The following is a 22,380-nucleotide window of genomic DNA, read 5'->3' as shown; positions in this document are numbered from 1 at the left end:
ATATTGACGGAGCGCTCGTCGTATTCCTCACAGCGGCGTATTCTTTTCCCGGTTGTTGACAACCGCTTCTTCGAGGTCGAGATCGCGTTCGATCCGGCGGCGGGTTTCGTCGGTGATCTTGCCTTCACGTAGCAGCCTGTGCAGATGCGCGCGCTCGATACCGATGATTTCCCGCACCATGGATGCTCCCTTCGTCGCCGGCGAATGTTCGTCGCCCTCGCGCGGCGGATCGGGTAACGCCCGTATCCGGGTTTCGTGCCGTGCCTCGAGAAACCTGGCGAGGCCTTCGGGCAGCTTGCGTTCGGCGATGATGGTGTCGAGGGCGCCCCGCGTGGCCTCGATAATGCTGCGCCGCGCCGTGATCTCGGCTTCGCGTTCATTCAGTGCTTCACGGTGGCCGTGCTGCGAAATGCCGAGCAGGTTGACGACAGGCGGTAGCGTCAGACCGATGCCGAACAGCGTCGCGAAGATGACGCCGAAGCTCGTCAGCTGAATGAGGTCGCGGTAGGGAAACGGCTCGCCGTCCGGAAGCGTCAGCGGCAAAGCGAGAGCGACCGCGAGCGACACCGCGCCGCGAATGCCGGTGAAGCCGATGACGGCGACATAGCGCCACGGCGGCGTCGGATCGCGCCGCCTGACCCGCGCGCTTAGGATGCGGGTCAGGTAGGTGGCCGGAAACACCCAGATGAATCGCGCAGCGATCACGATGGCCGAGGTCAATGCGATCGCGACTAGCACCTGGCTGACCGGAACCGCCTTGGCCTTCTCCATCAGCACCCGGACTTCGAAACCCATCAGCAGGAACAGCACGCCCTCGATCAGCCAGATGGCAAGATCCCAGAAGAAGATGCCCTGAAGCCGCGTTGCCGCCGAGATCAGCAGCGGTCCGTTCCAGCTCACGTAAAGTCCCGCGGCGACGGTGGCGATGACGCCGGAGCCGCCGAGATGTTCGGGAACCCAATAGGCGAGATAAGGCGTCAGCAACGACAGCAGGATTTCCACCCGCGCGTCATGGGCCCACTGGCGTAGCCGCAGGCTGAGCCAGCCGACAATGATGCCGAACGCGATTTCGCCGAGCAGGATGAAGATGAACGATCCGGCGGCGGATGGCAGCGAAAACGCGCCGGTCGAGACGGCCAGCACCGCGAAACGATAAAGAATCAGCGCGGTGGCGTCGTTGGCGAGGCCTTCGCCTTCGAGGATAACGAGAATCCTGTGCGGCAGGTGCAGCCGTTTGGCGATGGCGAGCGGCGCCACGACGTCGGGCGGCGAGACGATGGCGCCGAGCACGAAGCCGACGCCCCAGGGCAGCCCGAGCAGCCAGTGCGTTACGGCGGCGACCGTACAGGTTGTGAAAATGACGCAGCCGATGGCGAGCAGGGCGATCGGCCGCAGGTTGGATTTGAACTCGCGCCAGCTCATGGAAACGCCGGCCGAATAGATCAGCGGCGGCAACACCATCAGTAGCACGCTCTCCGGCTGCATTTCGATGGGCGGAAAGCCCGGCACGAAGGCCAGCATGATGCCGACCATTAGAAATACGATGGCCGGCGCCGTCACCAGCCGCCGTGCCAGCGCGGCCGATGCGGCCATCACGGTAAGAACGAGCAGGGATGTCAGGAAGGTTTCGGTCATGCCAGCGGAGGGCTCCTGGGCCGAGAGCGTAATGGACAGAGCTTGACCGCAACCGCAAGGATATTCTGATCGTCCAGCCGCCGGGCGGGATCGCCGGAAACCGCCCGGAAGGAACGATTAGACGCGCCCCCATGATCTTGCTTGGTGGCGCGGCGATGTCCAGATCTGCAAGTGTTTACCCGCGTGATGCCGGTCAGATTGCGCTCGCCGCGATATTGACCATCAGCGCCAGCAGCGCGGTGTTGTAGAAGAACGAGATCACGCCATGCGCCGTCGCCGTGCGGCGGATGATCTTGTCGGTAATGCCGACATCGGACACCTGCGCGGTCATCCCGATGACGAATGAGAAATAGACGAAATCCCAGTAGTCTGCGTCCTCGCACTGATCGCCGCTCGGAAATTGCAGACCTCCGGGTTTATTCCCGCGATAGTATTCGTGCGCGTAATGCAGAGCGAAGGTGGTGTGCACGGCCGCCCAGGACAGCGCGATAGTCAGCATCGCGAGCGTCAGGTCGAGGGCGCTATGGTTATGCGCGCCAAGCTCGAACACGATCGCTGCAATGCTGGCGAACGCACCGATTGCGGTCATCAGCAAAATCACGAAGCGGCCGTCGTCCTGAATCCGGGCATTTCGGCGGATGTGGGTGGCACCGCTGCCGAATACCACGGTGAAGACCAGAAGGAGATAGAACGCGGCGAAGACGTCCCAGCCGATCAGGAGCCGGGGGACGAGCCGCACATTGTCGGGGATTAGGAAGCTGGCGATAACGCCGATCGCGACGGCGATGAAGGTTCGGCGCCGGGCGTAGATCACGCGCGCCGGCGCGGGCATTTTCCTGAAGCGAAGCAAGAACGGATCGTCATCGTCCTTGCCTGCCATGGCGGCTTCAGCTCTTGCGATCGGCGACAAAATGCGCGGCGGCGCGCAGCACGTCACCGCGTGGACCAAACACCGACAAAGCCTCATCCGCCTTCGCCAGAAGGTCCCGAACGCGTTTCTTGGCGCCGTCGATGCCGAGTTGGGTGACGAATGTGGTCTTGCCGAGTGCCGCGTCGGCGCCGGCCGGCTTGCCGAGCGCCGCCGCATCGCTTTCGACGTCGAGAAGGTCGTCGGCGATCTGGAAGGCTTCGCCCAGCGCGCGACCGTAAGCGTCGAGCGCCTGATAATCTTTTTGCGAGGCCTGGCCGAGCAGCGCGCCGGCAATGCAGCCGAAGCGGAGCAGTGCGCCCGTTTTCATCTGCTGCACGCGCGCCACGTCGACCGGCTCGCGGTCGCCGAAGCGGCCTTCACCGGCGAGATCGAGCAGCTGCCCGCCGACCATGCCGCCAATGCCGGCAGCGCGCGCCAGCGCGCGCGTCAGCAACAGGCGGACGGCGGGATCGTCATGGACCTCGTCGCGGGTGATGATGTCGAAGGCAAGCGTCAGCAGACCGTCTCCGGCGAGGATTGCCGTGGCATCGTCGGTGGTCTTATGCAGAGTTGGCCGCCCCCGGCGCAGGTCGCTGTTGTCCATCGCCGGCAGGTCGTCATGAATCAGCGAATAACAATGGATGCATTCGAGCGCTGCGCCGGCCAGCAGCGCGGCGTCGCGCGGAACGCCGAATACAGCCGAACTTTCGACCACGAGAAACGGCCGCAACCGCTTACCGCCGCCGAGCGAGGAATAACGCATGGCGTCCATCAGCCGCTTCGGGCGCGCGATCTCGTCGGGCAGAGGGCTGTCGGATAGCAATTTTCCCAACAGGACCTCGGTCTCGTCCGCCGTCGTGTCAAGGCGCTTTGTAAAATCGGCGGATGAAAGTCCTGACGTCATCAAAATGGCTCCAAGAACAGAAAAGGGCACCGAGACTGCAAAGGTTTGGCGAGGTCGATTTTTGCGGGACAATCCTTCATGGTGTCGGCTTCGTCAATTCCGGCCGACCGACAATCTGCTGGTCGCGGTGATCCGACAGAAGGAGTTTTCAATGCCTTCTTACGCCGGCTTCGGTGTAATTAACGGTGATTTTGTGAATCCCCTCCGTCACGGACGAGGTGAACCCGTTCGCCGATCGATTGAAGGCGTCGCGGCCTGATGCGGCGGGCGATCCGTATCGGGGTGCTCTTCGTCACTGGCCTGCTGCTGTTGCCTTATTTGCTGACGCCGCTGTATCGGATCGGCCATCCGGTCTCGACGCTGATGATATGGCGCACGCTCTCGGGCGCCCCGATGTCGCGGCAATGGATCGATTTTTCCGCGCTTCCTTCGGCGCTGCCGCGCTCCGTGGTCGCGTCGGAGGATGCAAAGTTCTGCAGCCATCACGGCATTGATTGGGATTCGCTACGGGATGTGCTCGACGATGCCGAGGACGGCGAGTTCAGGCGTGGCGGCTCCACCATCACTCAGCAAGTGGCAAAAAATCTGTTCCTCTGGCCCGGACGCAGCATGGTCCGCAAGGCGCTGGAATTTCCGCTGGCGATGTGGATCGATGCGGTACTTCCCAAGCAGCGAATTCTCGAAATCTATCTGAATATCGCGGAATGGGGGCCGGGCGGCCAGTTCGGTGTCGAAGCAGGGTCCCGCTATGCCTTCGGGCGATCCGCAGCCAGCCTAACGGCGCGGGAAGCGGCGCTCTTGGCTGCAATCCTGCCTAATCCAGTCCGGCGCAGCGCCCGAAGGCCCGGCCCGGGGGTTCGCCGGCTGGCCGGGACCTATATGGTCCGGGCCAGAGCATCCGAACTGCGCAGTTGCTGGCACGGCGATCGTGGCCTATAAGGCCGGCTTATCAGCATTCAACTCGCGCGTTCGGGACTCGCCGCGCCTGCCCATTGGCGTTTCGAGACGGACTCGACAACATCCTGTAAGGACACGGATATGGCCGTTCCAAGAAGAAAGACATCGCCGTCACGGCGTGGCATGCGCCGTTCGGCAGATGCGCTCAGCAAGCCGACCTACGCCGAGGACAAGGATTCCGGCGAGCTGCGCCGTCCCCACCATCTCGACCTGAAAACTGGCATGTACAAGGGCCGGCAGGTTCTGAAGGCCAAGAGCGACTCCTGAGCCCAGGCCTGATCAGCCTTGCGGTCCGGAACAGGCGCGGGGCTGGAATGAAGGGAGCGCCAGGGACGGAGGGATTCGGCACGCGGTTCTCGAACCTCCCGCTTGAATGAAGGAGGCCTTGGTGATGTCCGTGATCGGTTTCCCTCTGCTCCTGATTCCTCTAGCGATCTGCAACATCATTGTCTTCCTGATGCCGGGCGTCCTCTTGACGGAGCCCGTTCTCACCTTGACCTTGATGTCGGGTGTGCCTTGGCCGGTGACGCTCGGGGACACGCTGCTCGCGCTCGGCATCGTCCTGTTGCTGTTCGAAATTATCAAAAGCGTGCGCCCCGGTGGCAAGTATCTCACCGACCATCTGCTGTCGCTGGCGGTGTTCGGGGGGTGCCGCGGCGGAATTCGTGATGCTGCCGCAATTCGGTTCGTCGACCTACTTCATGTTGACGCTGCTGGCGCTGGTCGATTTCCTCTCCGGTTTCGTCTTGCGGGCGCGGCGGCCTGCCCGTGCGGTCACCGGACCGTCGCAAGGCGTGGCAGAGGCCGAAGCGTGTGAACCGCGCTTCGATCCGGCACCTGCATCCATGGCGTCATCGGTTTCGTCGCCGGAGCCCGCCGACGCACTAACGGTCGTTGCCGAGCAGGTTCCGGAGAGTGTCCCGCCGATCGTTCATGGCGAGACTGCCGGAGCCGAACGGCATCCGGATGTTCCGGGTCCTCGCATCCAGCCGGGCAGCGAAACGCCGATGCCTTCTGATCAGTCCCGCCGCTAGCGCCCAGCTTCTGAGTTCGTCAGAACGGAAAGGCTGGAGGCTCAGATGACGCGCAGTAGCCGCGGACCAGACCGCGCGCCCGCTTGATTCCGCTCGCCCGTTGAATGATAGGCTGCCTGGGCGACCTGTGGCGTCGCGCGGCGGAACATCCGCGTCTGTGGACTATGCTCCGCGACGGCGATCAGTTGCGTGACAAAGAACGCGTCATGGCGCGCCGTGGAACGCCGAACCAGCCGACGCTCCACGGGCGCGACGGCTGACATCGGCCCTGGGCTCGGAGACTTTGTCGCGCCGCTGCGGTCCCGCCTGGGATTGGCAGCGATTCCAGATATCCGGCCCGTTCCTGCGATCGTCATCGTTGATGCAGCCTGTGTGAATGTGTTGTTCCGGGACATTGTGCCCGTGCTCGCAACGACCATCGCAAAAGCTGTGCCGGGACCGCTTCCTTGGGAAGGAAACGCATTTGGGTTGGAAATGGCGATCTTTAGGGTTGTTTTATGAACTTTACCTAGCGTGTCCGGGACGGGACGCTCTATTCTTTAAGATGGGAATCACTTGGCAGCGTCCTAAAATGAGGCGACCGTGACATCCGCCATTTCACCGGCAGTCAATCCCTCGTCCGGCGCTGATGCGTCACAAGCCGCCAGCGCGCCTACGGCCCTGCCCCGAGCGACTCAAGAACCCCGGGTGCCGGCGATTCTTGCGGCGCTGGGTCGGGCCGCGTTTACTTGGGATATTCCAAGCGATTCCCTGACCTGGACCGAGGGAGCGGCATCGATCTTTCAGGACATCGACCCGCCCTCGCTTGCTACCGGAAACGGGTATGGAGCTCTGATCGAACCGTCAGGATCGATCCGTGTCGATATTTTGTCAGCCACGCCAACCGCCCGGCAGCGCTGTGGGGAGGGAGTGCCCTATCGCATCGAATATGGACTGCGCGCCAGTGCCTCCGCGCCGATGCTGTGGATTGAGGAGTCCGGATGCTGGTTCGCCGACGCCGATGGCAAGGCGGTGCGCGTCGAGGGTATCGTGCGGCTTGAGAATGAGCGGCGGGCGCGGGACGAGCGGCTTATCAGTCTGTCCCGGAACGATGCCCTGACCGGCGAGCTTAATCGCACGTATCTGACGGCGGCTCTCGCCGAAGCGATCGAGGAAGCCGTGCGCTACCGCTCGTCGTTTGCGTTCATGATGGTCGGGATCGATCACCTCGCGCGCATCAACAATGCTTTCGGCTTCGATGTCGCCGACGAGGTGATCGGCGATGTCGCCAGGCGCATCCGGGCGCGATTGCGCGGCGGCGACGTTCTTGGCCGCTTCTCCGGCAACAAGTTCGGAGTGATCCTGAAGAACTGCGGTTTGGACGACGTGAGTGTCGCGGCCGAACGCCTTCTGGCGGGCATCCGCGAAGAGATCGTGATGACCAAATCCGGCCCCGTTTCGGTCACCGCCTCGATCGGCGCCGTTTTGGCTCCGCGTTATGCTCGGACCGCTGATGAAGCGATCAATCGCGCCCAGGAAGTCCTCGAGGCTGCGAAAAGTCGCCGTAGCGGTTCGCTCGCAGTGTGGCGACCCGATATTGAGCGCGACGCGCAGCGTCGAATCAACATCAGGGTTACCGACGAGATCGTGACCGCATTGAACGAGCGCCGTATTCTCACCGCTTTCGAGCGGGTGGTCGACGCGCGCACGCGTGAAACGGCGTTTTATGAGTGCCTGGTCCGGATGCAGCAGCAGAACGGTCAGGTTCTGCTCGCGCCTGATGTCGTGCCGGTAGCGGAGAAGCTCGGTCTGATCCGTCTGGTCGATCATCGCGTGCTGGAGCTTGTCATCGCCGAGCTCGCGGAAGCGCCCCACGTCCGGCTCAGCCTCAATATCTCGCCGGAGACCACCATGGACGTTGATTGGTGGACAGCGATCGAAGCACTGATGGGTGCGCATCCCGGCGTGGCCGAACGCCTGACCGTGGAGATTACCGAAACTGCGGCGATACAGGATATCGACGACGTCCAACGATTCGTCACGCGGTTGAAGAACTTGGGCAGTCGCATTGCGATCGACGATTTCGGAGCCGGCTACACCTCGTTCCGGAACTTGCGCAAGCTCGGCGTGGATATCGTCAAAATCGACGGCGCGTTCGTGCACAACCTCGCGCGCTCCTCCGACGACCGGGCGTTCGTGCAGACGCTGATCGATCTCGCGCGGCGGCTCGATATCAGGACGGTTGCCGAGTGGGTTCAGGACGAGCAATCCGCCGCCATGCTGCGCGACTGGGGCTGCGACTACATCCAGGGTAGGCTGATCGGCCTCGCTTCGCCGACGCGGCCATGGAACGTTCCGGCGGCTGTTCCGGCGGCGAACTGAAATCCTTTATTCGCAATGAAGCAGATGCTGCCTCTTCGCTTCTGTCGGGAAGATCGGAATGCACCGCGATGATGTGTGACGAGATGTGTTCATCCCAATAGGCACGCTTGAGCACAACGTCTTCAAGCCTCAGGTGACGTCAACGCGACGGAATCCATTCCACAGGGCGGTGGCAGCGCCCGACGTCAGCACCGGAAGGACGCGGGCAGTCTGATAGTTTCCGTTGAGGGAAATTCGCGGTAGCGCGGTCGGATGCTCCGCATTCTCAGGAAAGATCATGCCCGGTCGCGTCGTGATCGCAGTATTGAAACCGGCCGCCTTGGTCATAGCGAACTCGCGCACTCCCGCGGCGTCACGGTCGCCGTAGGGATAGGCGAGATGGACGACCGCACGCTGCAAGACAGCTTCGATCTGTGTCCGGCTGAAGGTGATCTCCTGAAGGGCCTGCTCCTCGCTTCGCTTTGCGAGGTTGCAGTGACTGACGGTATGAGCGCCGATCGTGACCAGCGGATCGGTGGCGAACGCTTTCAATTCGTCCCAGGATAGACACAGCTCCGCGCTGATGATGGATTCATCGACGCTATAGCGTGCACACAACCCATCCAGTTCGCGCGCGACATCGCGGTCGTCCGGCAGCCCACGCAGCAGATCGTGAATGAGAGAGAACGCTCCCTGCTTTTGTTCGACTGTGCGGGTATCGAGACGTATGGCGGTGTCACCGATCGTGCTGTCGATCCGCTCGGTGGAGGCAATGACCCGTTCGAGCGCTACCCACCAGAGGTGACCGGTTCCGTTTGCGAAATCATTCGCGACATAGACGGTGAACGGCGCGTCATATTCGCGCATTGCGGGCAGTGCGAAGTCGCGGTTATCGCGGTAGCCATCGTCGAAGGTGAAGCACGCAAACCGTCGCGAGAAGTCGCGTTGGCTCAACCGGCGATGCATCTCGTCCGCGGTCACGATGTCGATTCCGCGCGACCGGACATGGGCCAGGATCATGCGCAGAAATTCCGGAGTCACTTCCAGGTGATGATTGGGTTGGAATGGAGCATTTCGGCGCGGCCGCACATGGTGCAGCATGAAGATCGTTCCGACGCCTGCGAAGATCGGCCGCAGCAGATGATGAGCGCCGCTGAAATACAGGGCATCCAATCCGGCCCGAATGACGGTGTTGCGGAGCTGCTTCATTTGAAGTGATCGGCCAGTCCCTGCTGTTGACCAAATCTTAGTCGGAAACGGTTGAAGAAACGGTTATCCCTTCGGTCCGTCGCTGATGAGGCCTCCGTTTCATTTCGGTTTGACAGCCCGGCAAGGGTTTGTTTTCTCTTCATTTCGTCACGCGCGGCCGACCGAATCGCGTCCGGCTTTACCCGGTGCGCGTTTCAAAAGCTGGAGCGGATTGCATGATCCGGTCCGTCGGCAGCCGGCAGATTTTGCGCGACAGGATATTGAATGCGCGGATTTTTCAGATGGAGCAGCAAGTGGTGGCCGGGTGTCATCCCGCTCACCGTTCTTTGGGGGCTAGCCGCTTGGACGACAACGGGTCCGCTGGAAGCCGATCTGAGCGAGCAGGCCGCCGCCGTACTCAAGGACAGCGTTCTCGATAAAACCACGATCAGCGCCGCCGGGCGCGACATTATGTTCTCCGCCGAGGCGTTTTCGGAGCAGGAACGCAGCAACGCGGTGGCCTCGGTAGAGACGGTCCCGGGTGTGCGACGGGTCAACGATCGCACCGCGCTCGTCGCCGAAGCCAAACCGTTTGTTTGGACCATCGAACGGAAGGTCGGAAGGGTAACGCTCGGCGGAAACGCGCCGTTGCCGGTGGTCAAGAACAAACTGCTGGACGCTGCGCGTGCAACGTTTGCCGGCATCGACATCGCTGATCACATGGATTTAAAGCGCGGGGCGCCGCCGAGATTTGAAGCCGCAGCGACACTACTGATCGGTGAGACAGGCAAGCTCAAGACCGGCAAGGCAACGATTTCGGATTTAACGGTGAACCTGTCAGGCATGGCGCGTGAACTTGGCGGACGCGAGGCAATCGCCTCGGCGCTGAAGAATTTGCCTGACGGATATTCGGTCGCCAACGATATTCACGCCCCGCCATATGTCTTCGAGGCCAACAAGGATCCGGTCGCCGGGACGCTGATATTGACGGGGTATGTGCCCGACAATGCGATTCATGCCACGATCGTTGCATCCGCGGGCCGCAAATTCGGCGAGAAAATCATCGATAAGCTCAAGGCAAGTCTGGGTGCGCCGGCAGGCTTCGATGCCGTCGTCACGCGGGCGCTGCGATCTTTGTCGCGTCTGTCGACAGGGAGACTCGTCGTCTCTGATCGGAGCGTCGATCTCTCCGGCGACGCGCTATATGACCCGGCCGAAAGGCAAATCCGCGCTAATTTGCCCAAGGATCTACCTCGTGGCTGGGAGGCAAAAATGGAAATTTCGGTCAAGCCGCCGGCAGCCCCGGTCGATCCGACGGTGTGTCAGCAACTGTTCGGTGAACTTCTGGAGAAGCGCACCATTCAGTTTGAAACCGGTCAGGCGACGTTGGAGCTCGATTCGATCGGCCTGCTCGATCAATTGACGGAAACCGCGCTGCGTTGCCCGACGGCCACAATCGAGATCGTGGGGCACACCGACAGTGACGGTGATGCGTCATTTAACCAGACACTGTCTGAACGACGCGCGCAGGCGGTTGTGGACTTTCTGGTGAAAGCCGGATTGCCTGCCAGTCGATTCAGGCCGATCGGATTCGGCAGCGCTCAGCCAATTGCCACCAATGACACCGACGAGGGCAAAGCGAAGAATCGACGCATTGATTTCATTGTGAGGCAGTAAAGATATGGTCTACCTGGCAGGATTTCACTGGGTTTGGCTCATTGTATCGTTGCTGCTTGGCCTTGCTATGGGTTGGATTGCGGTGGTGCATCGCGGGCGGGGAGTCCCAAAACCAACTGCGCGGTGGCTATCGGCTTTGGTCTTAGCGCTGATTGTGGCAGCTTTCATGCACGTTGTTCCCGGCCGGTTCGGTTATTGGCTTGACCTTGGACTGGTGATGCTCGGAGTCTATCTTGTAGGTTGCGCGGTCGGATCGTGGTTGCGCGAGGGGGTAGTCTCGCGTCAGGCGGCGTCCGGGGGATCGACGGAACACTCTGGCGAGACACTCTGATGTGTTGAAATTAAGGGATTTGTTGACGCCGGCTGAATTCCACTAGGAACCAAAACACGCTACGACCATGTCCCGTGAATGAATGCGGAAAGGCACGACGTTGCCGTGGACCGCATTTCGAGGTTCTCGATGCTTGGATTAATACGCAGAGCGATTTCGATTCTGCGCCGGAAACGAATCCTGCACAAGCTCGGTGTGGCGATCAGCGTCACTGTTATCGCGGCCGCTTTCTACGTGCTCTTCCATATTCTCCGGGACATCGATGTCGAGGAGGTGATGGAGGCCATCAAGCGGACCGAGTGGAGCTCGATCGCGTTGGCGGGCCTGTTCGTTGCCGCGGGCTATTTCACGCTGACATTCTATGACTTGTTTGCAGTGCGGACCATCGGGGTCACTCATGTCCCCTACCGCGTCACGGCGTTCGCGGCTTTTACCAGCTATTCGGTCGGCCACAACGTCGGCGCCAGCGTGTTTACTGGCGGGGCGGTGCGCTATCGCATCTATTCCGCCTGGGGGTTGAATGCGGTCGATGTCGCAAAAGTCTGCTTTCTGGCGGGTCTCACCTTCTGGCTCGGCAATGCCGCCGTGCTCGGACTTGGTATCGCCTACCACCCCGAGGCGGCGACGAGCATTGATCAGCTTCCGCCAGTGTTCAATAGGCTGATCGCAATCGCGATCATTCTTGCACTGATCGGGTATGTGATCTGGGTTGGGATCCGGCCGCGTCGCGTTGGTAGCGGGGCATGGACGGTGGTTCTGCCGGGCAGTCGGCTGACGCTGCTGCAAATTTTTATCGGAATCGTCGATCTGGGATTTTGCGCACTCGCGATGTACGTGCTGCTTCCCCACCAGCCCAATGTCGGCTTTGTCGTTGTCGCGGTGATTTTTGTGTCCGCGACGTTGCTGGGTTTTGCAAGTCATTCGCCCGGGGGGCTCGGCGTGTTCGACGCTGCCATGCTGATCGGCCTGTGGCAGATGGAGAAGAAGGATCTTCTGGCCGGGATGCTGTTGTTCCGGCTGTTCTATTATGTTTTGCCCTTCACCATTTCCATAATCTTGCTCACGTTTCGGGAAGTTTTTGTCAGCGCGCGAATGAGACGCGTGGGTAAGGCGCCGACCGGATCGAAAGCTGGACCCGACAGTAAACTGCCCTATCTGGGGGAGCATGGCGATTCTGGCGCCTGACAGCACTCAAGCGGCTGCGGAAGCAAACGCCTCCCGGGTCTCAGGGCCCGGTGCGAGGTCCACATCCTGGCCGGACCGGTTGCGCCGCTCCGCGCTCATCCTGCTCGTTGCCGGGCTTGTTTTGACCGCACTGGTTGTGTTCGGCGGCTTGCAGCCTTTGGGCGCCATCGTTGCCTTTGTCTGCATCACCGGTGCGGCGCTGGTGCCCTGGCAGGTTCAGGATCCGGATGCCTCGCGCGAAACCGAACTCTGGGCCAATCCGGTCGAGACGGAGGTGGCACATGCCATCGTTGCCGGTATGCCGGATCCCAACGTGCTGCTCGATAGGGTCGGCCGCGTCATCCATCTCAATGCCGCGGCGGCGCAGCTCGTACCGGCGTTGCGCCGGAGCGAGCTCGCGCAGTTCGCACTGCGAGCGCCTGAGATCGTCACAGCGTTGCGTGAGGCGATTGCGACCCGGGAATCGCGGCGGACGACCTATCTCAATCCTGTTCCGGTCGATCGGTGGATGGAATTGATCATCACGCCGATTCCGGTGCCGACTGCATTCGGTGGCGTCGACTATTGCATGCTTTTGACGTTTCACGATCAGACGCCGTTGCGCCGGGTCGAGGAAATGCGCGCCGATTTCGTCGCCAATGCGAGCCACGAGTTGCGCACGCCTCTCGCTGCGCTCTCGGGGTTCATCGACACGCTGCAAGGTCCTGCGCGCGAGGATGCCCGGGCACGAGAGCGGTTTCTTGGCATCATGCACGCGCAGGCGGCGCGGATGGCACGGCTGATCGACGATCTCTTGTCGCTGTCGCGGGTCGAGCTGTCGGCGCATGTGCGTCCAGAGACGATTGTCGATGTTGTTCCGATCGTACGAGAGGTCGTCGACGGACTTGAGCCGCTGGCGGCGGAGCGTCATGTCGAGATCGAGGTCGCATTGCCCGAGGCCTCGGTGCGGATCTGCGGCGATCGTGAGGAGCTGCTGCGGCTATTCGAGAACCTGATCGAGAACGCGCTGAAATATGGCGCGTCCGGCGGCAGGGTCATGGTGTCGTCGATGCTCGGCGTCTCGCCGGAGGGCGCGCCGGAATTCCGGGTGGTGGTGCGGGATTTCGGTCCTGGCATCGCGCCTGAGCATTTGCCGCGCCTTACCGAACGCTTCTATCGGGTCGACGTCGGCGACAGCCGGGCTCAAGGCGGCACAGGCCTCGGCCTGTCCTTGGTGAAACATATTCTCAACCGTCATCGCGGTCGGCTCCTGATCGAGAGCGTGCCCGGTCATGGCGCGAGCTTTACCGCTTGTTTTCCACAGGCGCAGAACGCGACGGAAGCTGAAAATTAAATCATTTCAGATGCTTGGATGTGTCATGCCACTGTCGTCAAACTGTCGTAAAAGCAGCATCGGCCGTACCTAGAAGGGGCGATGAGCGCAACCGCGCTCTCTGCTCAATGCGAGGGAGATCGCGCATGAATTTCTTCCGGGTCATCGCCGCCGCTGGCCTCGTCGTCGCCTCTGCGGCTGTCTTTTCGGTTCCGGCGAAGGCAGCCGATGTCACTGGCGCGGGCGCGACCTTCCCGTTTCCAGTCTATTCCAAATGGGCTGATGCCTACAAGAAAGAGACCGGCAACGGTCTGAACTATCAGTCGATCGGGTCGGGCGCCGGCATCAAGCAAATTCTTGCCAAGACGGTGACCTTCGGCGCGACCGACGCGCCGCTGAAGGCCGACAAGCTCGAGAAGGATGGTCTTGTGCAGTGGCCGATGGTGATGGGAGCGATCGTACCCGTCGTGAATGTCGAGGGCGTGAAGCCTGGTGAACTGGTTCTTTCGGGCGAATTGCTCGGTGATATCTATCTCGGCAAGGTCACGAAGTGGGACGATCCTGTGATCGCGAAACTCAATCCGGGCGTCAAGCTGCCTTCGGCTCCGATCGCGGTGGTGCATCGTTCGGACGGGTCAGGCACCTCGTTCAATTTCACCAACTATCTGTCCAAGGTGAACGCGGAGTGGAAGTCCAAGGTCGGCGAGGGCACCGCGGTCGAATGGCCGGCGGGTGTCGGTGCCAAAGGCAATGAAGGGGTTTCCGGCAATGTCGGCCAGACCAAGAACTCGATCGGCTATGTCGAATACGCCTATGCCAAGCAGAACAAGCTGACTTATGTCGCGCTCGTCAACAAGGCCGGCAAGGCGGTGCAGCCGACCATCGCTTCCTTCCAGGCCGCGGCCGCCAGCGCCGATTGGGCTCACTCGCCGGGATACTACGTCATCCTGACGGATCAGCCGGGCGAGACTTCCTGGCCAATCACAGCCGCGACGTTCATCCTGATGCACAATGAGCCGGCCGACAAGGCGGCCTCCGCTGAAGCCATCAAGTTCTTCAAATGGGCGTTTGAGAAGGGCGGCAGGATGGCTGAGGAACTCGACTACATTCCGATGCCGGACTCGGTCGTCGAGCAAATCAAGAAAACCTGGACCTCCGAGATCAAAAGCTGATCTTGGGTAGTAGAGGAGCGCCAGAGCGCTCCTCCACTAGTTTTTGACTGGTGCAAAAAAGCTGTCTCCGTATCCCGGGCATGATGCTTTGCGAGACATACAGGACATAGGAATAGGCGTGACGGAAATAGCCCTTCATGGCAGCGCGGTGGAGTCGGCGGACCGCTATGATCGAACCCGCGCTCTGAACGCATTCAGGTTCGGGGATCGCGCGTTCTACTGGACCACGCGCATCAGCGCGATGCTCGTTCTGATGTTGCTTGGCGGAATCATCATTTCGCTGGTCGTGGGATCCTGGCCTGCGATTGTGGAGTATGGAAGCGGGTTCCTGACGACGCAGCGCTGGGCGCCGTCCGCCGAGCCGCCGGTGCTGGGCGCGCTGAGTCCGGTGTACGGCACCGTCCTGACCTCGGTCATCGCCATGATGATCGCTGTCCCGGTCGGAATCGGAATTGCTGTTTTCCTTACCGAGCTGTGCCCGCTGTGGGCGCGCCGGCCGATCGGCATGGCGATTGAGCTGCTCGCGGGCATTCCTTCGATCATCTACGGCATGTGGGGCTTCTTCATCCTCGGTCCGATCCTCGCCAACACGGTGCAGCCCTTCTTCATAGACCTATTTGAAGGTGTGCCGGTCCTTGGTGCGATCTTCGGCGGTCCGCCGTCGTATCTGAGCCTGTTCAACGCGTCGCTGATCCTCGGGATCATGGTGCTGCCTTTCATCACCGCGATTTCGCGTGACGTATTCGCAACCGTGCCGCCCGTCCTGAAAGAGGCGGCCTATGGCGTCGGCTGCACCACCTGGGAAGTCGTCTGGCACGTTGTGCTGCCCTATACGCGCGTTGGCGTGATCGGCGGCGCCATGCTGGCGCTCGGCCGTGCGCTCGGCGAAACGATGGCGGTGACATTTATTATCGGCAACTCGTTCCGCATCTCGCCATCGATCTTCGCGCCCGGCACGACGATTTCCGCAGCGATCGCCAGCGAGTTCGCGGAGAGCGACGGCTTGCATCAGTCGAGCCTGATGCTGCTCGGTCTGCTGTTGTTCGTTCTGACGTTCTTTGTGCTCGCTGCAGCGCGGCTGTTGCTGTTGCGGTTGGAGAAGAAGGCAGGGAAATAGGCATGGCACGGAAGAACGGAACCCGGTTTTTCCCGACAAACGAATTCGTTTGTCCAGCGATTATGCCTGTTCAGGTCAAGCCATGAATCCGATCTATGCGTCCCGCCGCCGTCGAGACGTTATCGTCCGCGCCCTCTGCTTTGTTGCCGCCGCATTCGGTGTCTCCTGGCTCGGGCTCATTCTGTTCACGCTGTTCTATAACGGTCTCGCCGGGATGAGCTGGCAGCTTTTCACCCAGAACACGCCGCCGCCCGGCGCGTCCGAAGGCGGTCTGCTGAACGCTCTTGTCGGCTCCATCATCATGACGGTGATAGGTGTGGGGGTAGGTGCGCCGATCGGGATGTTTGCGGGCACCTACCTCGCGGAATACGGCAAGCACGATCGCCTCGCGCCGGTCATTCGCTTCATCAACGACATCCTTCTCAGTGCGCCTTCAATCATCATCGGTTTGTTCGTATACGGCGCGGTGGTGGTCCCGATGGGAGGATTCTCGGCGCTCGCGGGGTCACTAGCGCTCGCCGTGATCGTCATTCCGATCGTGGTGCGCACCACCGAGGACATGCTGAGCCTGGTGCCGAACTCGCTGCGCGAGGCGGCCTCCGCGCTCGGCTTACCGCGCTCGCTCGTCATCAAGCGCATCGCCTATCGCGCCGCGCGAACCGGCCTGATCACCGGCGTGCTGCTTGCCACCGCGCGCGTTGCCGGCGAGACCGCGCCGCTGCTGTTCACCGCCTTGAGCAACCAATTCTTCAGCATGGACCTGACCAACCCGGTCGCTAACCTTCCTGTCACCATCAACAACTTCGTGCAGAGCCCTTACGTCTACTGGAAAGAACTGGCGTGGAGCGCCGCGCTGTTGATCACCTTGGCGGTACTGGCGCTGAACATCATTGCGAGGTTGATGGGCTCTGAGAGGATCGCAAAATGACCCACGGTTCCGTCGCCGCCTCAGGCTCGGCTGCTCCACCGCCGGTGATTGATCCGGTCATTCCGGTGAAGATCGACGCTCTTAACCTCAATTTCTATTACGGCCAGCATCATGCGCTAAAGAACGTCAACCTGTCGATCGCCGGCAACCGCGTGACGGCTTTCATCGGCCCCTCGGGTTGCGGAAAATCGACCCTGCTTCGCATCTTCAACCGCATGTACGACCTGTACCCCGGCCAGCGCGTCGAAGGACGCGTGTTATTGGACGACGCCAACATCCTGGACCCCAAGCTCGATCTTAATCTTTTGCGCGCCAGGGTCGGCATGGTGTTCCAGAAGCCGACGCCGTTTCCGATGACGATCTATGACAACATTGCGTTTGGCATCCGCTTGTACGAGAGGCTGCCGAAATCGGAAATGGACGATCGGGTGGAAAAGGCACTGCGGGACGGCGCCTTGTGGAACGAGGTCAAGGACAAGCTCAATGCGAGCGGACTCAGCCTTTCCGGTGGTCAGCAGCAGCGCCTGTGCATCGCGCGGACCGTTGCGGTGCGGCCCGAGGTGATCCTGTTCGATGAGCCGTGCTCGGCTCTCGACCCGATCTCAACGGCCAAAATCGAAGAGCTGATCGATGAGCTGAAAAGGCACTACACCATTGCGATCGTTACCCATAATATGCAGCAGGCGGCGCGCGTATCGGACTACACCGCGTTCATGTATCTCGGCGAGATGATCGAATTCGGTCCGACCAACAAGCTGTTCACATCGCCCTTAGATCGCCGCACCCAGGATTACATCACCGGCCGTTTCGGCTGAGGCTGCCTGCGGAGACGCGAGGAGAATTTTGATATGGCTTTCGAACACACCGCCAAGGCGTTCGACGACGACCTCCAGGAGCTGACGCGGCTGGTGTCCGAAATGGGCGGACTAGCTGAACGGCAGATCGTGGAATCCCTGGACGCGTTGATCCGCCGCGACGTTGCATTGGGTGCTCGCGTCGTGGCCGCCGATGCCGAAATCGACAAGCTGCAGCGTATGATCGAGGAACGCGCCATGCTGACTATCGCTCGGCGACAACCGATGGCCGTGGATCTGCGCGAGATCGTCGGCGCCATGCGAGTTGCTATCGATCTGGAGCGCATCGGCGATCTCGCCAAGAACATGGGCAAGCGCGTGGTTGCGATCGACAGCGATTTCCGCCCGCTGAAACTGATCCGCGGTCTCGAACATATGACCGATCTCGTGCGGTCCCAGGTCAAGTCGGTGCTCGACGCTTATGCGGCGCACGATCTGCCTTCGGCGATGGCAGTCTGGAAGGGGGACGAGGAGGTGGATGCTATCTGCACCTCTTTGTTCCGCGAACTCCTGACTTACATGATGGAGGATCCGCGGAACATCGGGTTCTGCATTCATCTCATGTTCTGCGCCAAGAACATCGAGAGAATCGGCGACCACGCCACCAACATTGCCGAGACGGTGTTCTACATGATCGAGGGTCAGCAGATTCTCGACAAGCGTCCCAAGGGGGATATGACTGGTTTCGCATCGGCGACTCCACAGAACTGAAACGGGATCAGGCGAGACACGATGGGTGCACGCATTCTGGTAGTGGAAGACGAGGAAGCGTTGACGACGCTGCTGCGTTACAATCTTGAAGCCGAAGGTTATGAGGTCGAAACGGTAACGCGGGGCGACGAGGCGGATACGCGGCTGAAAGAGCGCATCCCCGATCTTGTGGTGCTGGACTGGATGTTGCCGGGCCTGTCCGGCATCGAGCTATGCCGCCGGCTGCGGGCGCGTCCCGAAACCAAGCAGCTTCCGATCATCATGCTCACCGCTCGCGGTGAGGAGAGCGAGCGGGTGCGGGGGCTTGCGACCGGCGCCGACGACTACGTGGTCAAGCCGTTCTCGGTGCCGGAGCTCCTGGCGAGGGTAAAAAGCCTGCTGCGGCGCGCGAGTCCGGCGCGGCTGGCATCGATCCTGATTTTTGGCGACCTAGAGCTCGACCGCGATAGGCACCGCGTTGCGCGTTCCGGTCGTTCGATCGATCTTGGCCCGACCGAGTATCGGCTGTTGGAGTTTTTTCTCGAGCATCCCGGCCGGGTGTTCAGCCGCGAGCAATTGCTCAACAGCGTCTGGGGCCGTGACGTCTATATCGACGAGCGTACCGTCGACGTTCACATCGGACGACTGCGCAAACTGCTCAGTCCGGGTGGTGAGGCGGATCCGATCCGCACGGTGCGTGGTGCAGGCTACGCGTTGGACGAGCAGTTCGCGAGCGCGACTGAGTAAGCGGGGATAGCTGAACAGCGTCGATAATTGTCGTGATGCTGCGCTAGAGCATTTTGTTTTTGATTGAATCAGAAACGAAGGTCTAGATGCTGTTTTGACGCGTTTCCTTCACGCGAACCGGCATCGACTTCACTCGAAAACGCTATAAAGCGTCAACCGCGGCTTCCCGCAGATCTACGATCTGCTTGGACGCAAAACGAAATGGCCGGCTCAAGCCCGGCTATGACGAGATTTGAAGTTACGCTGTGATTACCGCGCCTTCGGCGCTTGGCGGCGACGGTCAGCGGCGGGCTGATAGGCGATGCGCGAGTGGTGCGCGCAATAAGGCAGGCCGGTGAGAGCCTTGCCACCGCAGAAGAAGAATTCCGGACTCGAGGGGTCGCCAACCGGCCAATGGCAAGTGGCTTCGCTGAGTTCGAGTAGCGATAGCCGCTGGCTCATAGGCACGACATTGTCGTAGGCGATCGGGTCTGGCTCGAGTTCAATCTCGAAGGCTTGCGCGAGCGCGGTATTTCCCCGGGAGACAGGGCGGGACACCCGCATCATGTGCTGGGCCGGACGGGCCTTGCGCGGCCGCGGCACCGTTGACGAAGGGCTCTTGGCGCGGCCCGATAGACCCAACCGGTGCACCTTGCCGATCACCGCGTTACGCGTCACGTTGCCGAGTTCGGCGGCGATCTGACTTGCGGAAAGTCCCGCTTCCCAAAGTTTCTTCAGTTGTTCGACACGGTCGTCGGTCCAGGTTATCACCGTCATCGCACATTGTTCCCTTGTTTAAGGCGTGCCCCCCGCAAGGCCGCGCACCTGAAGCGCCCCCTGAGAAACTCGTGTCGGCAGAATCCCTTAACCCTCGCCGGGCGGGAAAACGCCCGGGCGCTTACGCTGAGAACAGGGACCGATCGAGGATCAAAACGCCGCACGAGATGTCGTATTCGACAAGCCTAAGGCTACAATATGCCGTGACTCACGCGCAAGAGTCGGGCCTTACGGCGTCCACATGTTCTGCAAGAAAATGAGAGAATCGGCTCATTCTGCGACTTTCCCGCATCACCGAAGCACAAGTGGAATATTGACAGTAATCGCCGCGCACCTAGAATAACCGTCGCGTGCCGCCTTGAAAGGCGGCACATTTCGTTTCCGGGGCTGACAGTTCGTTGGTCGCGCCACAGCGCAGCCGAGCCGTTCCGCTTCCCATCAACCGGCAAATCGTCATGACTACAGCAGCGGCGTCTCATCTATTGCCCGTTTTCGCAAGGGCCGATCTTTCATTCGAGAGCGGCGAGGGAGCCTGGTTGCTTGGCTCCGACGGCGGACGCTATCTCGATTTCACCAGCGGCGTTGCCGTGAATGCGCTTGGCCATTGTCACCCGCATCTCGTCGCCGCGCTTCAGGCGCAGGCGGCAAAGCTCTGGCACGTCTCGAACCTTTTCAAATCGCCCGACGGCGAGCGTCTGGCGGCACGGCTCTGCGACCAGAGCTTTGCCGATTTCGTCTTCTTCGCCAATTCCGGCGCAGAGGCGGTGGAGTGCGCCATCAAGGTCGCGCGCCGTTATCATGCCCACAGGGGCAATCCGGAACGCTATCGGATGGTCACCTTTGAAGGCGCCTTCCATGGCCGCACGCTGGCGATGCTGGCTGCCACCGGCTCGAAAAAATATCTCGAAGGATACGGGCCGCCGGCGGACGGCTTTGACCAAGTGCCGCTCGGCGATATCGAAGCCGTAAAGAAGGCGATCGGTCCTGAGACCGCCGGAATCCTGATCGAGCCGTTGCAAGGCGAAGGTGGCGTGCGCGAGCCGCCCCACGCGTTCTTCCGAGCGCTGCGTCAGCTTTGCGACGAGCGTGGCCTGCTGCTGGTTTTTGACGAGGTGCAGACCGGTATGGGGCGCACCGGCGATCTCTTTGCCTACAAGCGCATTGGCGTTGCGCCGGATGTGATGTCATTGGCGAAGGCGCTCGGCGGCGGTTTTCCGATCGGCGCCTGTCTTGCGACCGCGGAAGCCGCTTCCGGCATGACGCCTGGCTCGCACGGTTCGACCTTTGGCGGTAATCCGCTAGCGGTTGCGGCGGCCAATGCCGTGCTCGACGTGATGCTTGAGCCTGGCTTCTTCGAGCGGACCCGAAAGATGTCGCTGCTTTTGAAACAGAAGCTGGCTTCGGTCGTCGATCGATACCCTGATGTGCTTAGCGATGTGCGAGGCGAGGGGCTTCTGATTGGCCTCAAGGCCGTGGTCCCATCGGGCGATCTGGTCAGCGCGCTACGTGAGGAAAAGCTCTTGACCGTTGGCGCCGGCGAAAACGTTGTACGCTTGCTGCCGCCGCTGATCATCGGCGACGCCGAGATCGACGAGTCGGTGCGGCGGCTGGAGCGGGCCTGCGTCAGGCTGTCCGGCGCATCCGCCAAGAAGGAAGCCGCGCAATGAGCAAGGCGCCACGGCATTTTCTCGATCTGTTCGACGTGCCGAGGACGGAACTGCGCGCGATTCTCGACGCCAGCGTCGCGATGAAGAAGCGACGCAAGGAGGGCCGGATCGCCGACAGGTCGCTCGAAGGCAAGACGCTGGCGATGATCTTCGACAAGCCCTCGACACGCACCCGCGTGTCGTTCGACGTCGGCATGCGCCAGCTCGGTGGCGAGGCGATCATGCTGACCGGGGCCGAAATGCAGCTCGGACGCGGCGAGACCATCGCTGATACCGCGAAGGTGCTGTCACGCTTCGTCGATATCATCATGATCCGCATCCTCAGCCACGACGCGCTGACGGAACTGGCGACCCACGCAACCGTGCCCGTCATCAACGGACTGACGCGGCGATCGCACCCCTGCCAGGTGATGGCCGACGTGATGACTTTCGAGGAACACCGCGGGCCGATCAAGGGCCGTACCGTGGCGTGGACCGGCGACGACAACAACGTGCTGGCGTCGTGGGCGCACGCGGCGGAGCGCTTCAGCTTTAATCTCAACATCGCGACTCCGCCGGAGCTTGCACCGAACAAGCTGCTGAAGGACTGGATCAGATCGAGCGGCGCGCCGATCAGGCTCGTCACGGATCCGGAAGCGGCGGTGCGCGGCGCAGACTGCATCGTCACCGACACCTGGGTGTCGATGGGCGACAAAGACGGCGAGCACCGTCACAATCTGCTCAAGCCTTACCAGGTCAATTCAAAGCTGATGCGGCTCGCAAAGCCGGACGCGCTGTTCATGCACTGCCTGCCGGCGCATCGCGGCGACGAGGTCACCGACGAGGTAATTGACGGACCGCAGTCGGTGGTGTTCGACGAGGCCGAAAACCGGCTGCACGCGCAGAAGGGCATTCTGGCCTGGTGTCTCCACGCGGCGGGATAGCGGAGCGGTTTCGGCCGGTGTTTTAAGGAGGCGGCCAATTTAAGGAGGCGGCC

24 protein-coding genes are annotated in these 22,380 nt (G+C 61.3%); 18 read left to right on the top strand and 6 right to left on the bottom strand.

The annotated features are described in order from the left end of the window. Positions 1–27 precede the first annotated feature (27 nt). The 3 genes from AC1RT6_RS07495 to AC1RT6_RS07485 all read right to left on the bottom strand — a co-directional run bounded on the left by AC1RT6_RS07495 (position 28) and on the right by AC1RT6_RS07485 (position 3,449). Positions 28–1,635: a Na+/H+ antiporter gene (locus tag AC1RT6_RS07495; protein WP_079445650.1), complete on the bottom strand. Its 1,608-nt coding sequence runs from the start codon at positions 1,633–1,635 to the stop codon at positions 28–30. 193 nt (positions 1,636–1,828) lie between these two features. Then, a complete protein-coding gene (locus AC1RT6_RS07490; RefSeq protein ID WP_472791275.1) occupies positions 1,829–2,515 on the bottom strand; it encodes a DUF1345 domain-containing protein in 687 nt (228 codons plus the stop codon). A gap of 7 nt (positions 2,516–2,522) precedes the next feature. After that, entirely contained in the window at positions 2,523–3,449 is a 927-nt protein-coding gene (locus AC1RT6_RS07485; protein ID WP_079445652.1) for a polyprenyl synthetase family protein, read from the bottom strand. Positions 3,450–3,707: 258 nt separating this feature from the next. Between AC1RT6_RS07485 and mtgA the strand changes: the two genes are divergently transcribed. The 4 genes from mtgA (at position 3,708) to AC1RT6_RS07465 (ending at position 5,440) form a co-directional block, all read left to right on the top strand. Continuing rightward, entirely contained in the window at positions 3,708–4,388 is a 681-nt protein-coding gene (gene mtgA / locus AC1RT6_RS07480) for a monofunctional biosynthetic peptidoglycan transglycosylase (protein WP_079445653.1), read from the top strand. A 99-nt stretch (positions 4,389–4,487) separates the two neighbouring features. Beyond that, positions 4,488–4,673, top strand: a complete 186-nt coding sequence (gene rpmF / locus AC1RT6_RS07475; RefSeq protein WP_009798498.1) for a 50S ribosomal protein L32 — start codon at positions 4,488–4,490, stop codon at positions 4,671–4,673. Positions 4,674–4,797: 124 nt separating this feature from the next. Beyond that, positions 4,798–5,223, top strand: coding sequence for a hypothetical protein (locus tag AC1RT6_RS07470; RefSeq protein ID WP_472791276.1), 426 nt, complete (start codon positions 4,798–4,800; stop codon positions 5,221–5,223). Between the two features lie 28 nt (positions 5,224–5,251). Next, positions 5,252–5,440, top strand: coding sequence for a hypothetical protein (locus AC1RT6_RS07465; RefSeq protein WP_472791277.1), 189 nt, complete (start codon positions 5,252–5,254; stop codon positions 5,438–5,440). 41 nt (positions 5,441–5,481) lie between these two features. On the opposite strand, the gene AC1RT6_RS07460 is transcribed toward AC1RT6_RS07465, so the two are convergent. Further along, positions 5,482–5,703, bottom strand: a complete 222-nt coding sequence (locus AC1RT6_RS07460) for a hypothetical protein (RefSeq protein WP_493029373.1) — start codon at positions 5,701–5,703, stop codon at positions 5,482–5,484. A 49-nt stretch (positions 5,704–5,752) separates the two neighbouring features. Here AC1RT6_RS07460 and AC1RT6_RS07455 point away from each other — a divergent pair, with 49 nt between their 5' ends. Both AC1RT6_RS07455 and AC1RT6_RS07450 read left to right on the top strand, forming a co-directional pair. Beyond that, positions 5,753–5,941 carry a hypothetical protein gene (locus AC1RT6_RS07455; RefSeq protein ID WP_493029371.1) on the top strand — a complete coding sequence of 63 codons (189 nt, stop codon included), beginning with the start codon at positions 5,753–5,755 and terminating at the stop codon, positions 5,939–5,941. A gap of 81 nt (positions 5,942–6,022) precedes the next feature. After that, on the top strand, positions 6,023–7,801 hold the full coding sequence (locus AC1RT6_RS07450; RefSeq protein ID WP_374708855.1) for an EAL domain-containing protein: 1,779 nt from the start codon (positions 6,023–6,025) through the stop codon (positions 7,799–7,801). Between the two features lie 129 nt (positions 7,802–7,930). Here the strand turns inward: AC1RT6_RS07450 and AC1RT6_RS07445 are convergent, their stop codons facing one another. Next, positions 7,931–8,989, bottom strand: a complete 1,059-nt coding sequence (locus tag AC1RT6_RS07445; RefSeq protein WP_079445655.1) for a polysaccharide deacetylase family protein — start codon at positions 8,987–8,989, stop codon at positions 7,931–7,933. Positions 8,990–9,253: 264 nt separating this feature from the next. Here AC1RT6_RS07445 and AC1RT6_RS07440 point away from each other — a divergent pair, with 264 nt between their 5' ends. The 10 genes from AC1RT6_RS07440 to phoB all read left to right on the top strand — a co-directional run bounded on the left by AC1RT6_RS07440 (position 9,254) and on the right by phoB (position 18,981). Then, on the top strand, positions 9,254–10,645 hold the full coding sequence (locus AC1RT6_RS07440; RefSeq protein ID WP_079445656.1) for an OmpA family protein: 1,392 nt from the start codon (positions 9,254–9,256) through the stop codon (positions 10,643–10,645). A 4-nt stretch (positions 10,646–10,649) separates the two neighbouring features. After that, positions 10,650–10,976: a hypothetical protein gene (locus AC1RT6_RS07435; RefSeq protein ID WP_079445657.1), complete on the top strand. Its 327-nt coding sequence runs from the start codon at positions 10,650–10,652 to the stop codon at positions 10,974–10,976. Positions 10,977–11,105: 129 nt separating this feature from the next. Next, complete coding sequence (locus AC1RT6_RS07430; RefSeq protein ID WP_079445685.1) at positions 11,106–12,161, top strand: putative bifunctional lysylphosphatidylglycerol flippase/synthetase; 1,056 nt, start codon at positions 11,106–11,108, stop codon at positions 12,159–12,161. Continuing rightward, a complete protein-coding gene (locus tag AC1RT6_RS07425) occupies positions 12,142–13,494 on the top strand; it encodes an ATP-binding protein (protein WP_244553402.1) in 1,353 nt (450 codons plus the stop codon). The genes AC1RT6_RS07430 and AC1RT6_RS07425 overlap by 20 nt, the downstream gene beginning before the upstream one ends. A gap of 125 nt (positions 13,495–13,619) precedes the next feature. Further along, a complete protein-coding gene (gene pstS / locus AC1RT6_RS07420) occupies positions 13,620–14,645 on the top strand; it encodes a phosphate ABC transporter substrate-binding protein PstS (RefSeq protein WP_079445658.1) in 1,026 nt (341 codons plus the stop codon). 127 nt (positions 14,646–14,772) lie between these two features. Next, positions 14,773–15,762 carry a phosphate ABC transporter permease subunit PstC gene (gene pstC, locus AC1RT6_RS07415; protein WP_079445687.1) on the top strand — a complete coding sequence of 330 codons (990 nt, stop codon included), beginning with the start codon at positions 14,773–14,775 and terminating at the stop codon, positions 15,760–15,762. Positions 15,763–15,844: 82 nt separating this feature from the next. Beyond that, on the top strand, positions 15,845–16,690 hold the full coding sequence (gene pstA / locus AC1RT6_RS07410) for a phosphate ABC transporter permease PstA (protein WP_079445659.1): 846 nt from the start codon (positions 15,845–15,847) through the stop codon (positions 16,688–16,690). Further along, positions 16,687–17,505 (top strand): phosphate ABC transporter ATP-binding protein PstB, encoded by an 819-nt coding sequence (gene pstB / locus AC1RT6_RS07405; RefSeq protein WP_079445660.1) that lies wholly within the window; start codon positions 16,687–16,689, stop codon positions 17,503–17,505. The genes pstA and pstB overlap by 4 nt, the downstream gene beginning before the upstream one ends. A 33-nt stretch (positions 17,506–17,538) precedes the next feature. After that, positions 17,539–18,255 carry a phosphate signaling complex protein PhoU gene (gene phoU, locus AC1RT6_RS07400; RefSeq protein ID WP_079445661.1) on the top strand — a complete coding sequence of 239 codons (717 nt, stop codon included), beginning with the start codon at positions 17,539–17,541 and terminating at the stop codon, positions 18,253–18,255. Between the two features lie 21 nt (positions 18,256–18,276). After that, entirely contained in the window at positions 18,277–18,981 is a 705-nt protein-coding gene (phoB, locus tag AC1RT6_RS07395) for a phosphate regulon transcriptional regulator PhoB (protein WP_079445662.1), read from the top strand. Between the two features lie 249 nt (positions 18,982–19,230). Here the strand turns inward: phoB and AC1RT6_RS07390 are convergent, their stop codons facing one another. Continuing rightward, positions 19,231–19,737, bottom strand: a complete 507-nt coding sequence (locus AC1RT6_RS07390; RefSeq protein WP_079445663.1) for a GcrA family cell cycle regulator — start codon at positions 19,735–19,737, stop codon at positions 19,231–19,233. A gap of 455 nt (positions 19,738–20,192) precedes the next feature. Between AC1RT6_RS07390 and AC1RT6_RS07385 the strand changes: the two genes are divergently transcribed. Beyond that, the gene (locus tag AC1RT6_RS07385) at positions 20,193–21,404 is read left to right on the top strand and encodes an aspartate aminotransferase family protein (RefSeq protein ID WP_079445688.1); all 1,212 of its coding nucleotides are present in this window, start codon (positions 20,193–20,195) and stop codon (positions 21,402–21,404) included. Continuing rightward, entirely contained in the window at positions 21,401–22,327 is a 927-nt protein-coding gene (gene argF, locus AC1RT6_RS07380; protein ID WP_079445664.1) for an ornithine carbamoyltransferase, read from the top strand. The genes AC1RT6_RS07385 and argF overlap by 4 nt, the downstream gene beginning before the upstream one ends. Positions 22,328–22,380: the final 53 nt, after the last annotated feature.

The organism is Nitrobacter sp. MLSD-S21 (genome assembly GCF_058809865.1).
This window is presented reverse-complemented; position numbering and strand designations above follow the sequence as displayed.

Coding starts and splice junctions, on each gene's coding strand:
- AC1RT6_RS07445 (WP_079445655.1), bottom strand. CDS start 8,989: ATGAAGCAGCTCCGCAACACCGTCATTCGGGCCGGATTGGATGCCCTG.
- phoU (WP_079445661.1), top strand. CDS start 17,539: ATGGCTTTCGAACACACCGCCAAGGCGTTCGACGACGACCTCCAGGAG.
- AC1RT6_RS07440 (WP_079445656.1), top strand. CDS start 9,254: ATGCGCGGATTTTTCAGATGGAGCAGCAAGTGGTGGCCGGGTGTCATC.
- AC1RT6_RS07465 (WP_472791277.1), top strand. CDS start 5,252: ATGGCGTCATCGGTTTCGTCGCCGGAGCCCGCCGACGCACTAACGGTC.
- rpmF (WP_009798498.1), top strand. CDS start 4,488: ATGGCCGTTCCAAGAAGAAAGACATCGCCGTCACGGCGTGGCATGCGC.
- AC1RT6_RS07460 (WP_493029373.1), bottom strand. CDS start 5,703: ATGTCAGCCGTCGCGCCCGTGGAGCGTCGGCTGGTTCGGCGTTCCACG.
- AC1RT6_RS07425 (WP_244553402.1), top strand. CDS start 12,142: ATGGCGATTCTGGCGCCTGACAGCACTCAAGCGGCTGCGGAAGCAAAC.
- phoB (WP_079445662.1), top strand. CDS start 18,277: ATGGGTGCACGCATTCTGGTAGTGGAAGACGAGGAAGCGTTGACGACG.
- mtgA (WP_079445653.1), top strand. CDS start 3,708: ATGCGGCGGGCGATCCGTATCGGGGTGCTCTTCGTCACTGGCCTGCTG.
- argF (WP_079445664.1), top strand. CDS start 21,401: ATGAGCAAGGCGCCACGGCATTTTCTCGATCTGTTCGACGTGCCGAGG.
- AC1RT6_RS07430 (WP_079445685.1), top strand. CDS start 11,106: ATGCTTGGATTAATACGCAGAGCGATTTCGATTCTGCGCCGGAAACGA.
- AC1RT6_RS07495 (WP_079445650.1), bottom strand. CDS start 1,635: ATGACCGAAACCTTCCTGACATCCCTGCTCGTTCTTACCGTGATGGCC.
- pstB (WP_079445660.1), top strand. CDS start 16,687: ATGACCCACGGTTCCGTCGCCGCCTCAGGCTCGGCTGCTCCACCGCCG.
- pstS (WP_079445658.1), top strand. CDS start 13,620: ATGAATTTCTTCCGGGTCATCGCCGCCGCTGGCCTCGTCGTCGCCTCT.
- AC1RT6_RS07390 (WP_079445663.1), bottom strand. CDS start 19,737: ATGACGGTGATAACCTGGACCGACGACCGTGTCGAACAACTGAAGAAA.
- AC1RT6_RS07490 (WP_472791275.1), bottom strand. CDS start 2,515: ATGGCAGGCAAGGACGATGACGATCCGTTCTTGCTTCGCTTCAGGAAA.
- AC1RT6_RS07435 (WP_079445657.1), top strand. CDS start 10,650: ATGGTCTACCTGGCAGGATTTCACTGGGTTTGGCTCATTGTATCGTTG.
- AC1RT6_RS07485 (WP_079445652.1), bottom strand. CDS start 3,449: ATGACGTCAGGACTTTCATCCGCCGATTTTACAAAGCGCCTTGACACG.
- AC1RT6_RS07470 (WP_472791276.1), top strand. CDS start 4,798: ATGTCCGTGATCGGTTTCCCTCTGCTCCTGATTCCTCTAGCGATCTGC.
- pstA (WP_079445659.1), top strand. CDS start 15,845: ATGAATCCGATCTATGCGTCCCGCCGCCGTCGAGACGTTATCGTCCGC.
- AC1RT6_RS07385 (WP_079445688.1), top strand. CDS start 20,193: ATGACTACAGCAGCGGCGTCTCATCTATTGCCCGTTTTCGCAAGGGCC.